Raw genomic sequence first — 13,385 nt, forward strand, 5'->3', positions numbered from 1 at the left:
TTGCGACAAATTGACCCGATAGACAAAAGGCTGACCTGTAACCGTGCCTTTTGCGTCCGGCTCTGAGAAAATGCCCGCACTTTTTTTGCGGATGCCGACATGACTGCCCTCAAGAACGACCGTTTCCTTCGTGCCCTGCTCAAGCAACCCGTAGACGTCACCCCCGTGTGGATGATGCGTCAAGCCGGTCGCTACCTGCCGGAATACCGCGCCAGCCGCGCCAACGCGGGCGATTTCATGAGCCTGTGCATGAACCCGGAGTTCGCCTGTGAAGTCACGATGCAGCCGCTGGACCGCTATCCACAGTTGGATGCGGCCATCCTCTTCTCCGATATCCTGACCATCCCCGATGCCATGGGCCAAGGCCTGTACTTTGAAACCGGCGAAGGTCCACGTTTCAAGAAAGTGATCAGCACCCTGGCCGATATCGAAGCCCTGCCGATCCCCGATCCGCACAAAGACCTCGGCTACGTGATGGACGCCGTCAGCACCATCCGCCGCGAACTCAACGGCCGCGTACCGCTGATCGGCTTCTCCGGCAGCCCGTGGACCCTGGCCACCTACATGGTCGAAGGCGGCTCGTCGAAAGACTTTCGCAAGACCAAGGCCATGCTCTACGACAACCCACAAGCCATGCACTTGCTGCTGGACAAGTTGGCGCAGTCGGTCGTGTCCTACCTCAACGGCCAGATCATGGCCGGCGCGCAAGCGGTGCAGATCTTCGACACCTGGGGTGGCAACCTGTCGGCGGCGGCGTACCAGGAGTTCTCCCTGGCCTACATGCGCAAAATCGTCAGCGGCCTGATCCGCGAACACGAAGGCCGCAAAGTGCCGGTGATCCTGTTCACCAAGGGCGGCGGCCTGTGGCTGGAAAGCATCGCCGATGCGGGCGCCGATGCACTGGGCCTGGACTGGACCTGCGACCTGGGCGAAGCCCGTCGCCGCGTCGGCAACCAGGTGGCCCTGCAAGGCAACATGGACCCGACCGTGCTATACGCCAAGCCGGAAGCGATCCGCGCCGAAGTGGGCCGCATCCTCGCCAGCTACGGCAAGGGCAGCGGCCACGTGTTCAACCTCGGCCACGGCATCACCCCGGAAGTGAACCCGGAGCATGCGGGCGCGTTCCTGCGGGCGGTGCATGAGTTGTCGGCGCAGTATCACGAGTAAGCATCAGCTAATAAAAAACCGGCTCAGGCCGGTTTTTTATTAGCTGACGATTGTTGTAGGAGCCGGCTTGCCGGCGATGACATGCTTGAGCCCTGCGGTGATTCTTCGGGCCACATCGCTGGCAAGCCAGCTCCTACAGTTTGAGCGGTGGCAACTTGGCCAGCTTCAACGCCACCAGCAGCGCAACGATCAGCAGCGCGACGATAAACCCGCCAATCCCGTTCCAGCCGGCGTAGTGCCAGAAAAACCCACCGGCCGTCCCGGCAATGCTCGACCCCGCGTAATAGCTGAACAGGTACAGCGACGAAGCCTGGCCCTTGGCTTTGACTGCGCGGCGGCCAATCCAGCTGCTGGCCACCGAGTGGGCGCCGAAGAAGCCGAAGGTGAAGATCAGCATGCCGATGATGATCAGTGCCAGCGGGCCGAACAAGGTCAGGGTGATGCCGGCGAGCATCAGCACGATGGTGGCCCACAGCACGCGGCGGCGGCCCAGGCGGTCGGCCAGCGAGCCAATCTTCGCCGAGCTGTAGATGCCCGACAGGTACACCACCGACAGCAAGCCCACCACCGCCTGGCTCAGGTCATAGGGATCGGCCAGCAAGCGGTAGCCGATGTAGTTGAACAGCGTGACAAAGGCGCCCATCAGCAAGAAGGCTTCGAGGAACAACCAGGGCAGGCCGGCATCCTTGAAGTGCATGACGAAACCATTGAGCAAATTGCGCGGCTTGAGGCTGCTGGCGCGGAAGTTGCGCGAGGGCGGCAGGATTTTCCAGAACACCGTCGCCGCAATCAGCGCCAGCGCGCCGATGACCAGCATTGCGGTATGCCAGCTGACAAAGTCGATCAACACGCCAGTGATCAGGCGCCCGCTCATGCCCCCAATCGCATTGCCGCCGATATACAGGCCCATGGCCAGGCCGATGTGCTGCGGGTGGATCTCTTCGCTGAGGTAGGTCATGGCCACGGCAGCCAGGCCACTGAGGGACAGGCCCAGCAGCGCGCGCATCCACAGGATCCCTTCCCAGGTCGGCATCAGGCCGCTGGCGATGGTGCACACCGCAGCGCAGAACAGCGAGGTGACCATCACCGGCTTGCGCCCCAGGCGATCGGAAACTGGCCCGGTGATCAGTAGGCCAAAGGCGAGCATCGCGGTGGAGACAGAAAGGATCAGGCTGCTCTGCGCGGCATTGATGGAAAACTCGTGGGACAGCGCCGGCATCATCGGTTGTACGCAATACAGCAGGGCAAAGGTGGCAAAACCGCCGGAAAACAGCGCCAGCACTGTACGCATAAACATCGGCGTACCTTTTTCGATGTACACGTCGTTGAGCTGCGCCACCACCTCATCCAGGGCAGTGGGCGGACGTTCTTGGACAAGTGGAGCGACAGCAGCTTTCACGCGGGACCTCGGCAAGCAAAGGCAGCCAGGACTGGCCATGCAAAAAAGAATATAGCTGGCTAATGATTCTTTCCAATATATTGTTCGACCTGTTTGATAGCTTTTACGACCTAATGAGGTTTTCATGGAATTGCGCCACTTGCGCTACTTCATCGCCGTGGCTGAAGAGCTGCATTTCGGCCGGGCCGCCCAGGTTTTGGGGATCTCCCAGCCGCCCTTGAGCCAGCAGATCCAGGCGCTGGAACAGCAGGTCGGCGCGCGGCTGTTCGAGCGCACCAATCGTCGGGTCGAGCTGAGCGAGGCTGGGCGCCTGTTCCTCGTGGAAGCCCGCCTGGTGCTGGCGCAGGTCGACAAGGCTGCGGATGTGGCGCGCCGTGCGCAGTTGGGGGAACTGGGTGAACTGAAGATTGGCTTCACCTCTTCGGCGCCGTTCAACTCCAGCATCCCACAAGCGATTTTTGCTTTTCGCCAGGCCTTCCCGGCGGTGCACCTGAACCTGCAGGAAATGAGCAGTACCGAAGTGGCGGGTGCGCTGGTGGATGAGTCGATCCAGGTCGGCTTGATGCGCCCGTTGCCGTTGCCGGACTCACTGAGTGTCGTGGAGTTGATGCGTGAGCCCCTGGTGGCGGTGCTCAGTGCCGGCCATCCGTTGGCGCAGGGTAGTGAGCGGGGTTTGCATCTGACGCAGTTGGCCGACGAACCTTTTGTGTTTTTCCCACGGGCCTATGGCAGCGGTTTGTACGCCCAGTTACTCAGCCTGGCCCGCGACGCCGGCTTCAGCCCGCACTTCGCCCAGGAGGCCGGCGAGGCCATGACCATCATCGGCCTGGTGGCGGCGGGGTTGGGAGTGTCGGTGTTGCCGGCGTCGTACCAGCGCATCCGCATCGATGGCGTGGTCTACCGCACCTTGCTCGACCCGGAGGCGGTAACGGCGGTGTGGCTGGTGCAGCGCAAGGACCAGCAGTCACCCATGGCCAAGGCGTTTGTCGAGCTGCTGACGCGTAAGGCGTTGGTGTAACCGCGGTCACATATCAGGTAACGGAACCGATTTAGTGATTTACCTTGGCGTTGCGCAGAATCGTTTCTTTTTCGCTGAGTGACATGGATGACACTTCTCTATCAGCCCAAAGAAGGCAGCGTGTTGATTTGACAAAATCGCTGAACTTTCCAGTGAGCAGTTTTTGGCTGTCAAGGCGATGACAAGCCAGCCTGCTTGTGAAGAGGGCGCCGAAAGGCGCCCTTTGTCGTTTCTGGTGCTAGGTAGGTGCCGGTTTTTCGGGCGCCGATCAGTTCTGCTTCGACGTCCCCGTCTCCTTGAACAACTGCGCCGCCGTGCCCGCTTCAGCTGCGCCATTGGAGCGCAGCCCGGCCATGATGTCGCGGTCGAGCATGCTCACCCAGCGGTTGTAGTTGCGATGGATCTTGCCGTCCTTGTAGCCCAGTTCCTGGCTGTCGCGGTAGGTGATGGCGTAGCTGGTGCCGGTGTAGCGGATGTCGATTTCGGCGTAGTAGCGGTTGCGCACGTTGATCTGGGCCTGGATCAGGCGTGGGTCGGCGCGTTGTACGGTCCAGTTGCGCTTGTCCAGCGCGGTGAGGATGCTCTGTTTCATTTTCGCTTCGCTGACCTGCTCGTTGGCGGCGAGTGCGTGCTGGGTGTTGAGCACCGGCTTGCTGGTACAGCCGGCAGCGGTCAGCAGGGTCAGGGCGATAAGGGTGGCGCGTAGCAACGAAGACATTGCGTTCTCTCCAATCAGATAAAAGGCTTACTGCCAGCGGCGAAAGATCAGCGACGTGTTGACGCCGCCAAAGGCAAAGTTGTTGTTCATCACGTAATCGTTGTGCATCTGGCGGAACTCGCCGCGCAGGTAATCCAGTTGGCCGCAGCGTGGGTCGACTTGATCGAGGTTGAACGTCGGCACGTATTGGTCGCGGTTCATCATCTCGATGCTGAACCACGACTCCAGCGCCCCGCAGGCGCCCAGGGTATGGCCCAGGAAACTCTTTTGCGAGCTGATGGGCATGCGGCTGCCGAACAGGCTGCTGGTGGCCAGGGTTTCGGCAATGTCGCCTTGTTCGGTGGCCGTGCCGTGGCCGTTGACATAGCCGATGGCATCCGGCGCCAGGCCGGCATCTTCCAGGGCCAGCTCCATGGCCCGGCGCATGGTGGCCTGCTCGGGGCGCGTGGTGTGCTGGCCGTCGGCGTTGCTGCCAAAACCGACGATCTCGGCATGGATATGCGCGCCACGGGCCAGGGCATGCTCCAGCTCCTCAAGCACCAGCATGCCGCCGCCCTCACCAATCACCAGGCCGTCGCGACCGCTGTCGTAGGGCCGTGGGCTGGTCTGCGGGGCGTCGTTTTTCAGGCTGGTGGCGTAGAGCGCGTCAAACACCATGGCTTCGGTGGGGCATAGCTCTTCGGCGCCGCCGGCGAGCATCAGCGGCAGGCGGCCGAACTTGATCGCTTCATAGGCGTAGCCGATGCCCTGGCTGCCGCTGGTGCACGCGCTGGACGTGGGGATCAGGCGCCCGGTGAGGCCAAAGAAGATGCTGATATTGGCCGCCGTGGTGTGCGGCATCATGCGCACATAGGAGTTGGCGTTCAGGCCCTCGGCCACCGAGTTGAGCAGCATATTGCCGAACGCCTTGATCTCATCGGTGCTGCCGGTGGATGAGCCGCAGGCCACACCCATGCGTCCATCCTTGATCGACGCATCGCCCAGCAGGCCGGCGTCGTGCAACGCCTGTTCGGCAGCCCACACCGCCAGGCGCGAAACCCGGCCCATGCTGCGCAGTTGCTTGCGGGTCCAGTGGGCCGGCACGACAAAGTCGTCAATCGGCCCGGCCAAACGGGTGTTCAGTTCGCTGAAGCGATCCCACTCGTCCATGCGCCGGATACCGCTGCGCTGGGCACGGAAGTTGGCGACGATGGTGTCCCAATCGCAGCCCAGGGAGGTCATGCCGGCCATGCCGGTGACTACCACACGTTTCATCAGCACAGGCCCCCGTTCACGGCCAGGACCTGGCGGGTGATGTAGCCGGCTTCCGCCGACACCAGGAAGTTCACCGCACTGGCGACTTCTTCGGGGGTGCCCATGCGCTGCGCGGGGATCATCTTCATCAGTTCTTCCACCGGCACGTTTTCATCGAGCATTGCCGTGTCGATCAGGCCCGGAGCCACACAGTTGACGGTGATCTTGCGCTTGCCCAGCTCAATGGCCAGGGCCTTGGCGGCGCCGATCAGGCCGGCCTTGGACGCGCTGTAATTGACCTGGCCACGATTGCCGATCAGCCCCGAGACCGAAGTAATGCACACAATGCGCCCGGCCGCGCGCCGCCGGATCATCGGCATCATCACCGGGTGCAGCACGTTATAGAAACCATCGAGATTGGTGCGCATCACCACGTCCCAGTCGTCCTCCGACAACGCCGGGAACGCGCCATCGCGGGTCAGCCCGGCATTGAGCACCACGCCGTAATAGGCACCGTGGGTTTCTACGTCGGCTTCAAGGATCTGCTTGCAGGTGGCACGGTCCGCCACATCGAATTGCAGCACCCGCGCCTTGCGGCCCAGGGCCTCGACTTCGGCCTGTACGGCATCCGCCTCGGCGCGGCCACTGCGGCAATGCAGCACCAGGTCATGGCCGGCCTGGGCCAGGCGCAGGGCGATAGCGCGGCCGATACCCCGGCTGGAGCCGGTGACCAGTACGGATTCAGTCATGACACGTGTCCTTCGATTCAGCTAAATAGTTGGCCGCCTGGGGCGGTCGAAATACGTTCAGGCGCGCGCTGGCCTGGATCCCGTCGCCGGTCAGGTGGCATTCGAACACACCCATGCCGTTGTCGTCTTCCAGGGAGCGCAGGCCGTGGATGGTCAGTTCGGCACCTAGGGGAAAGTGCTCGACATTGCATTCGAACTTGCGCGTGCCCAGCAGGAAGCCCAACTCCACCGCTTCGCCGTTCTGGCGCGCGCGGCAGCCGGCATAGGCGGCCACGCTTTGCGCCATCAACTCGACGCCGACCCAGGCCGGCAGGCTGCCGTCGGGGCGATTGAACAGGCCGCCGGGCTTGACGGTGACGCGGGTGTGGATCTGTTCTTCATCGAACGCCAACACCTGGTCGATCAGGATCATGTCCCCGGCGTGGGGCAACAGTTCGGCGAGTGGCCAATGGCTCATGGGGCGTCTCCGATAATCAGGCTGACGTTGTTGCCGCCGAAGGCAAACGAGTTGCTCATCAGGCAGCGTTTTTCCAGGGTGTCGCCGACCTTGGCCCAGCGCAGGGCGGGCAACGCCGGGTCGGCTTGACCGTCCCAGATATGCGGCGCCAGTGTGCCCTCGACCAGGCTCAGCCAACAGAACGCAGCCTCCAGTGCCCCGGCAGCGCCGAGGGTATGGCCGGTCAGCGGCTTGGTCGAGGAACAGGCCACCCCAGCCGGAAACAGGGTGGCCACGGCCAGGCTTTCCATGGCGTCGTTATGCTGGGTCGCGGTGCCGTGCAGGTTCAGGTAACCGATCTGCGCCGGTGCCAATTTTGCACTGGCCAGGGCCTTGCTCATCGCTTGCAATGCGCCCTTGCCGCTGGGCTCCGGCGCAGAAATATGGTGCGCATCGCAACTGGCGCCGCTGCCCAGCAGGGCGATGGGCGCCGGGCTTTTGCTCATCAGGAACAGCACCGCCGCTTCGCCGATATTGATGCCATTGCGGTTCAGCGAAAACGGGTTGCAGCGCTCGGAAGACACCGCTTCCAGCGAGGTGAAGCCATTGAGGGTCAGCTTGCACAGGCTATCGACCCCGCCGCACAGCACCGCATCGCACAGGCCCAGGTCCAGCAGGCGGCGTGCGCTCATCATTGCGCGGGCGCTGGAGGTGCAGGCGGTGGAAATCACATAGGCCGGGCCGCTCAGTTGCAGCCAGTCGGCGAGGAAGTTGGCCGGGGCGCCGAGCTCTTGTTGGCGGTAGTCATAGGTCTGGGGGAACTGCCCTTCGCGCAGGTAATGGGCGATGCCGCGACTGGCCTCATCGATGCCCGAGGTGCTGGTACCCAGCACCACGCCGATACGCGAGGCGCCAAAGGTGTGGATCGCCTGCCGGATCGGGCCTTCTATCTGCAAGGCGGCCTCCAGCAACAGCTGGTTGTTGCGACTGCTCTGTTGCGCCAGGTGCGGCGGCAGTGGCGCCAGTTCGCCAGGCACGCTGCCCACTGGCAGTACCCGCTCGGGCACCCAGCCGCTCTCGGCGCGCATGCCCGAGCAATCCCCGGCAAACAGATTGCGCCGCACTTGCTGCTGGCCACGGCCCAGGGCGCAGATGATCCCCAGGGCATTGAGATAAGCGGTCATGGGCTGCTCTCGAGCGCGGTGACGCGGTAGTTCAGGTGCTGGCCCGGCATGTTCACGCTGAAGGTCAAGGGGGCGCGGTAGATCACCTGCCAGTGCGGCTTGAGTACCCGTACGCCATCGTCTTCACGGGCTTGGGGGTAGTTGCCGGGCATTTCAGCGGCCGGGGTCAGGGCAAACAGCAGCGCCGCAAACAGCTCGCGGGCCTGGGGGTTGGGTGGTAGCAGGCCATCTGCCTGCCAACTGCCGGCCACCAGCTTTTGCCGGGCCAGGGGGATGCCCAGCGGGTCCATCAGCGACCAGCGCAAGGCCTCGCCTTCGCGCTGGATCACCAGCAACCAGTCCTGGCGCTGGCCGTCCTGCTCGCGCTCGATATGCAATTGCAGGGGCAAGGCCAGGCTCGGTGTATGCACCGGCAGCGGCGGCTGGCTGGCGCATGCGGCCAGCAGCAACAGGCAGCCGATCAACAGCGCGCGGATCAAGCTGGCGGGCCTGTGAGTGGCTTGCGTGCAACCACATTCACCAACGTCTCTTCACGCTCGCCAAACGGCTTGGGCTGGCGCAAGCCCCAACGCTCCAGCAGGCCGAAGTCTGCCGAGCGGCTCCACCACAGGTACGGGTACGACACGTTCTGCGGGCCAAACTCGAAACCCTGCTCGCGGATCATCTCCAGGTACTCATCGGCACTTTTCTGCACATGCATCGGGTGACGGAATAGCCAGCGAATCACCCAGGTGTCGATATAGGCTTCGGTGGACTCGGCAAACAGCAGGTAGCCGCCGGGCTTGAGCACTCGATAAAACTCGGTGAGTGCCCGTTGTTGCTCCACCAGGTGGTGGAAAGTCTGGTGGCAGAACAGGATGTCGACACTTTCATCGGCCACTTTGAGGGTGGCGCAATCGCTGCCAATCAACTCGATCTCAATGCCCTGGCGCGCCGCTTCGGCACGGCTCAGGTCGAGGCTGTGCGGGTCGGCGTCAAGGCCGATCAGGCGCTTGGGAGCGAACACCTGCTGTAAATAGCTAAACGACTTGCCCTGGCCACAACCGGCATCCAGCAGCACCGGCGCCTCCGGCAACGGCGTGCTGAACAGGTTGCGCAGGTCGTTGATTGCCACGCGCAGTACGTGATGCTGCCAGGTGTGGCTGCGCAGGAACCAGAAGCCGAACTTGGTTTCTTCGACGTAGTTTTTGCTCAAGTACTCTTTAGACACAGGTGGGCTGCTCATAGGTTTTCCCCCGCACAGATTTCCGAGAGCATCCGCAAGCGGCGCTTGGGTTCGCTGACAAAGGGATTGCGCTCGTCCCAAGCATAACCGGCGAGGATCGAGCTGATCATGCGGCGGATTTCCGGCGAGCTGCCAGGGTGGTAGATCACATCCTGGAAGGTGCCGGCGTACCAGCCTTCGACGTAGCAACGGAAGGTATCGACCCCGCGTTTGAGTGGTGCGGCGAACTCGGTTTGCCAGTCCACGCTTTCGCCCTTGAGTTGGCGGTGCAGGAGACCTGCCGCCATGCTGGCCGAGCGCATGGCGATGGTCACGCCTGAAGAGAACACCGGGTCGAGGAACTCTGCGGCATTGCCCAGCAGCGCAAAGCCCGGGCCATGCAAGGTGGTGACGTTTGCCGAGTAGCCGCCGATGGTCCGCGCCGGGGTATCCCAGACCGCGTTCGCCAGCACCTTGGACAGGCTCGGGGTTTGCTCGATAAAGCCGCGCAGGCAGGCATCCAGATCCCCATCGCAACCGTCGAAATGCTCCTTGGCCGCGACCACGCCTACCGAGCAGCGGCCGTTGCTGAACGGGATGGTCCAGAACCAGATATCGCGCTGGGTCGGGTGGGTGGTGATGAGGATCTTGCTGCGGTCGAAGCTCGGATGTTCGATACGGTCCTCGACGTGGGTGAACACCGCCTGGCGCAACGGGAAGTTTGACGGCGCCTCAAGGTTCAGCAGGCGTGGCAGCACGCGGCCGTAACCGCTGGCGTCGAGCACAAAGCCGGCCTTGATGTGGTATTCGCGGCCGTTTTCGCGGCGTACATGCAGGTAGCGGTGGCCCGCGGCGAAATCCACGCCGACCAGGGTCTGGCCGTAACGGATCTCCACGCCTTGCAACGCCGCCTGATCGGCCAGCAACTTGTCGAAGTCGGCGCGCTGGACCTGGAAGGTAGTGGGCTTGCCTTCGCTGAAGGTGTCACCGAAATCGAAAGCACTGTAGCGCTCGCCCCAGGCAAACGCGGCGCCGGTTTTCAGCTGGAAGCCGGCGGCGTTGACCGCCTCGAGCATGCCGGCTTCTTCGATAAAGTCGATGCAATGGGACAACAGGCTTTCGCCGATGGAAAAACGCGGGAAGTGTTCGCGCTCAATGATCAACACATCATGCCCGTTGCGCTTGAGCAACGCGGCCGCAATGGCACCGGACGGGCCGGCCCCGATCACCACGACCTGGCGACGTTCCATTTCAACTGTGGGCACTGTGGCTCCTTGCCGGGTTGGCGATCATCACATTCAACAAAAAAAAATTAGTCGGCATCATTGCGCATGTTCCTGGCGGCCGGCCCATGGCGCCAGCATAAAGCTGAAGGCCAGGCCCAGGCTGACCGACAGGCCGAAGTTACTCACCGCCGGGGTGCTGGACACCGCCAGCAGGCCAAAGGACAGCCAGGTGGTGACCGCGGCCAGCAGCGTCCCCAGCAAGCTGACCGCGGCCCCGCCGATCTGTTCGCGCATGAGGATCGCATAGTCGACGCTGATCGCGGTCACCAGCAACAGGCCGAACAGGCTGAACAGGGTCAACGGTTGCCCCAGCCACCCGAGGCTGGCCAGGCTGCACAGCGCAGCCAACAGCGGCAAGGCGACAATGCGCAGCGCGCCGCCCAGGCCAAAGGGCAGGATCAGCAGCAAGACGATCAGTACACAGGACAATAATTTCAGTTCGGCGGCGCTGACCTGGGTCGCGGCAAATACCTGGTTCAAGTCGCCGAGGCGATCCACCAGTTGCACGCCCGGCAGGTCCAGGGCCTGGATGCGCAGCAGCGCCGGGTTGTTCAGGCCTTGCAGGCTGACCATCGCCGCCACGCCGCCGTCGACATTGCCCAGCCACAACAGGCGCCACGGCTCGGCCAGCGGGCCGGCGAGGGCGGCGTCGATGTCGGCGGTGGGCAGCGCCTGCAACTGCGCCACCTCCGCTTGCAGGGCGCTGGCGGGGATGCCGAGGTCGAGCAGCGGTTGCCACAGCGCCGGCAGTTGATTCAGGGCCTCGCGCACGTGTTGCTGTTCGCCGGGCGTGCTCACCAGTTGATTGAGCGCCAGGTAGCCCTGCAGCTTGTCCATGTGCACCAGTTGATCCAGGCGCTGGCTCAACGCCGCCTGGCGCTCCAGTAACTGTTGTTGATTGTCCGCACGCACCAGGAAGAACTGGCTGGTGGGTTGGTAGCCGGTAATGCGCGCAATGGCCTGGGCTTCTTGCAGCAACTGCGGCGGTGCGCCGATCCACTGGCGAATATCGTTCTTGCTGTTCAACTGCCACAGGCCGCCGGCGCAGAACAGCAGGGCCAGCACCAGCAGCGCCTGGCTCGGCAGGCGCTTGAGCAAGGATTCACGCACCCCCAGCAGGAACTCGGCGACCCGCAGCGGCCATTGCGCCGGGCGCAGGTCCATGCCGTTGAGCAGCGCCGGCAACAGGCACACCGCCGACAGGTAGGCGCCCACCAGGCCGGCGGCGGAGAATACGGCGATCTGGGTCAGCGCCGGGAATGGCGTCCAGGCCAGGGCCAGGTAGCCGATACAACTGGTGGCCAGGCTCAGGCTCAGGCCCGGCAGGGTCAGGCGCAAGGCCGGCCAGCTGCGCCAGGGTTGCAGGCTCCAGCTCTTGGACAGGTAGTGCAGCGGGTAGTCGACGGCCACGCCGATCAGGCTCGCGCCCAGTACCAGGGTCATCACATGCATATGGCCGAACAGCGCCACACAGGCCACCGCGCCAAACAGCATGCCCACCAGCACCGGGACAAAGGCCAGCAACACCCGCCAGCGACGGAACGCCAGCAGCAACAGCAACAGAATCCCTACCGTTGCGCCGCCGCCGACCCAGGTCATCTCGCGGCTGGCCTGTTGTTGGCCGTTGGCCGCGTACAGCAGGCCGCTAGCGGCGAGCAGTTGCACGCCTTGCTCGCTGGCCAGGTCGCGGCTGGCTTGCAGCAGGTCGGCGACTTGCAGCGGCAGTTTCATATCAAAGGCATTGCCCTGGGTACGCGCGCGCAGCAGCACCCAGCTTTTGCCGTCGGCATCGGCAATCAACGCGCCGCTGCCGATATCCAGCTGCACCGCACCGTGTTGCGGCTGGCTGTTCTGGATGCGTCCGGTCAGGCCCAGCCAATCGTCCTGGCTCGGCACCAGGCTGAAGCCGGTAAAGGGGTCGAACAGCGCCTGCACCCGCTGCGCGATAAACGCCTCGGGCTCGCTGACCAACTGCTCGCGGTCCTTGGCCGACAGCATCGCCAGGCGCCCTTGCAGCAATTGTTGGCGCAGGGCTGGCAGGTCGGCTTGCAGGGTCCAGGTGACCTTTTCAAACAGGCCGCTGGCTTGCCACTGTTCACCGAGCTGTTGGGCCATGGCCAGTGCGTGCTGGCGATCGGCATGTCCGACCAGCACCAGCATCTCGCGGTTCAGCGGCTCTTGCATGCGTTGCTCGGCCGCCAGTTCCAGCGCGTCCGGGGTGTTGCCCGGCACCAGATCCATCAGGTTGGCCGACAACGGCGCGCCCTCGCGCCATTGCCAGCCGGCCAGGGCCAGCACGGCCACCAGCAGGATCAGGAACAGGCGCGGCAACCAACGCTCACTGGGCAAAGTCGTGTTGCTCCGCGTCGCTCAAGGGTTGCGTGCTGGTGCTGTCTTGCATGCGTAACAGGGTGCTGTCGCCCTGGGTTTCCAGCAGTTCGATGGTGTGCACCAACTCGCCGCCGTCGATATTGATCTGGGTGAACACTTGCTTGAGCAGCAGCGAGCGGGGGATCAGCTTGAGTTTCCAGGCCTTGGCCTCGCCTTGCAGCTGCAACTCGAAGTCGCGCTGCAAGCCGCTGCTGTCGCCTTGCAGCACGGCCAGGAACAAACGGTTCTGCTCGGCGCCGGCGCTTTTGTTCGGCAGCGGTTGCCAACCGTTGGCATCACGCCGGGCTATGCCTTGGGCGTTGATGCGATAGTCCTGTTGCAGTGGGGTTTTCAGCAGCCAGAGCAGGCCGTGGTCCCGGGCCAATACGAAGGTGCCTTTGCTGGTCAGCGGCTGGGGCAGGGCGCGCAGGTGCTTTTCCTGGATGAAGCTGCCGTGGATCACCGAGGGCTTGGCCAACTGATCGCTCAGTTGTTGCAAGTCGAAGGCATAAGCCCCAACGCTCAGCAGCAACCCAACCCCTGTAGGAGCGAGCTTGCTCGCGAAAAACCGGAGGGCGCTGCGCAGTGTCAGGCCCCCCGCGTTATTGTTGGCGACCATCG

The 13,385-nt window shown here is 63.5% G+C and carries 13 protein-coding genes; 2 read left to right on the forward strand and 11 right to left on the reverse strand.

The features are described 5' to 3' along the window. The first annotated feature begins 99 nt into the window (after window positions 1–99). Window positions 100–1,167 carry a uroporphyrinogen decarboxylase gene (gene hemE / locus ACSSVH_RS01925; protein ID WP_057437235.1) on the forward strand — a complete coding sequence of 356 codons (1,068 nt, stop codon included), beginning with the start codon at window positions 100–102 and terminating at the stop codon, window positions 1,165–1,167. A 133-nt stretch (window positions 1,168–1,300) separates the two neighbouring features. Here hemE and ACSSVH_RS01930 read toward each other — a convergent pair whose 3' ends face one another. Then, a complete protein-coding gene (locus tag ACSSVH_RS01930; RefSeq protein ID WP_262376990.1) occupies window positions 1,301–2,518 on the reverse strand; it encodes an MFS transporter in 1,218 nt (405 codons plus the stop codon). A gap of 172 nt (window positions 2,519–2,690) precedes the next feature. Between ACSSVH_RS01930 and ACSSVH_RS01935 the strand changes: the two genes are divergently transcribed. Then, entirely contained in the window at window positions 2,691–3,584 is an 894-nt protein-coding gene (locus ACSSVH_RS01935; RefSeq protein WP_169952367.1) for a LysR family transcriptional regulator, read from the forward strand. 268 nt (window positions 3,585–3,852) lie between these two features. Here ACSSVH_RS01935 and ACSSVH_RS01940 read toward each other — a convergent pair whose 3' ends face one another. The 10 genes from ACSSVH_RS01940 to ACSSVH_RS01985 are packed head-to-tail and all read right to left on the reverse strand — an operon-like array spanning window position 3,853 to window position 13,383. Beyond that, a complete protein-coding gene (locus ACSSVH_RS01940; protein WP_169952365.1) occupies window positions 3,853–4,302 on the reverse strand; it encodes a hypothetical protein in 450 nt (149 codons plus the stop codon). Between the two features lie 27 nt (window positions 4,303–4,329). Continuing rightward, window positions 4,330–5,556 carry a beta-ketoacyl-ACP synthase gene (locus ACSSVH_RS01945; protein ID WP_492634005.1) on the reverse strand — a complete coding sequence of 409 codons (1,227 nt, stop codon included), beginning with the start codon at window positions 5,554–5,556 and terminating at the stop codon, window positions 4,330–4,332. Then, a complete protein-coding gene (fabG, locus tag ACSSVH_RS01950) occupies window positions 5,556–6,284 on the reverse strand; it encodes a 3-oxoacyl-ACP reductase FabG (protein ID WP_492634006.1) in 729 nt (242 codons plus the stop codon). Before fabG ends, ACSSVH_RS01945 begins: the two co-directional genes overlap by 1 nt. Next, window positions 6,277–6,741, reverse strand: coding sequence for a hotdog family protein (locus ACSSVH_RS01955; protein ID WP_432754935.1), 465 nt, complete (start codon window positions 6,739–6,741; stop codon window positions 6,277–6,279). The genes fabG and ACSSVH_RS01955 overlap by 8 nt, the downstream gene beginning before the upstream one ends. Next, entirely contained in the window at window positions 6,738–7,904 is a 1,167-nt protein-coding gene (locus tag ACSSVH_RS01960; RefSeq protein ID WP_492634007.1) for a beta-ketoacyl-[acyl-carrier-protein] synthase family protein, read from the reverse strand. Before ACSSVH_RS01960 ends, ACSSVH_RS01955 begins: the two co-directional genes overlap by 4 nt. Then, window positions 7,901–8,383 (reverse strand): DUF3261 domain-containing protein, encoded by a 483-nt coding sequence (locus ACSSVH_RS01965; RefSeq protein WP_169952355.1) that lies wholly within the window; start codon window positions 8,381–8,383, stop codon window positions 7,901–7,903. The genes ACSSVH_RS01960 and ACSSVH_RS01965 overlap by 4 nt, the downstream gene beginning before the upstream one ends. Beyond that, complete coding sequence (locus ACSSVH_RS01970) at window positions 8,380–9,114, reverse strand: class I SAM-dependent methyltransferase (RefSeq protein WP_463671613.1); 735 nt, start codon at window positions 9,112–9,114, stop codon at window positions 8,380–8,382. The genes ACSSVH_RS01965 and ACSSVH_RS01970 overlap by 4 nt, the downstream gene beginning before the upstream one ends. An 11-nt stretch (window positions 9,115–9,125) precedes the next feature. After that, the gene (locus tag ACSSVH_RS01975) at window positions 9,126–10,373 is read right to left on the reverse strand and encodes an NAD(P)/FAD-dependent oxidoreductase (protein WP_492634008.1); all 1,248 of its coding nucleotides are present in this window, start codon (window positions 10,371–10,373) and stop codon (window positions 9,126–9,128) included. A gap of 57 nt (window positions 10,374–10,430) precedes the next feature. Then, window positions 10,431–12,743, reverse strand: coding sequence for an MMPL family transporter (locus tag ACSSVH_RS01980; protein WP_492634009.1), 2,313 nt, complete (start codon window positions 12,741–12,743; stop codon window positions 10,431–10,433). Beyond that, window positions 12,733–13,383, reverse strand: coding sequence for an outer membrane lipoprotein carrier protein LolA (locus ACSSVH_RS01985; protein ID WP_170042562.1), 651 nt, complete (start codon window positions 13,381–13,383; stop codon window positions 12,733–12,735). Before ACSSVH_RS01985 ends, ACSSVH_RS01980 begins: the two co-directional genes overlap by 11 nt. Window positions 13,384–13,385 lie beyond the last annotated feature (2 nt).

The sequence above is a fragment of the Pseudomonas sp. HC1(2025) genome, from assembly GCF_058742075.1.

Bases quoted from the DNA above. Each gene is read 5' to 3' on its own strand.
- ACSSVH_RS01945 (WP_492634005.1), bottom strand. From the start codon at position 5,556: ATGAAACGTGTGGTAGTCACCGGCATGGCCGGCATGACCTCCCTGGGC.
- hemE (WP_057437235.1), top strand. From the start codon at position 100: ATGACTGCCCTCAAGAACGACCGTTTCCTTCGTGCCCTGCTCAAGCAA.
- fabG (WP_492634006.1), bottom strand. From the start codon at position 6,284: ATGACTGAATCCGTACTGGTCACCGGCTCCAGCCGGGGTATCGGCCGC.
- ACSSVH_RS01960 (WP_492634007.1), bottom strand. From the start codon at position 7,904: ATGACCGCTTATCTCAATGCCCTGGGGATCATCTGCGCCCTGGGCCGT.
- ACSSVH_RS01955 (WP_432754935.1), bottom strand. From the start codon at position 6,741: ATGAGCCATTGGCCACTCGCCGAACTGTTGCCCCACGCCGGGGACATG.
- ACSSVH_RS01985 (WP_170042562.1), bottom strand. From the start codon at position 13,383: ATGGTCGCCAACAATAACGCGGGGGGCCTGACACTGCGCAGCGCCCTC.
- ACSSVH_RS01940 (WP_169952365.1), bottom strand. From the start codon at position 4,302: ATGTCTTCGTTGCTACGCGCCACCCTTATCGCCCTGACCCTGCTGACC.
- ACSSVH_RS01935 (WP_169952367.1), top strand. From the start codon at position 2,691: ATGGAATTGCGCCACTTGCGCTACTTCATCGCCGTGGCTGAAGAGCTG.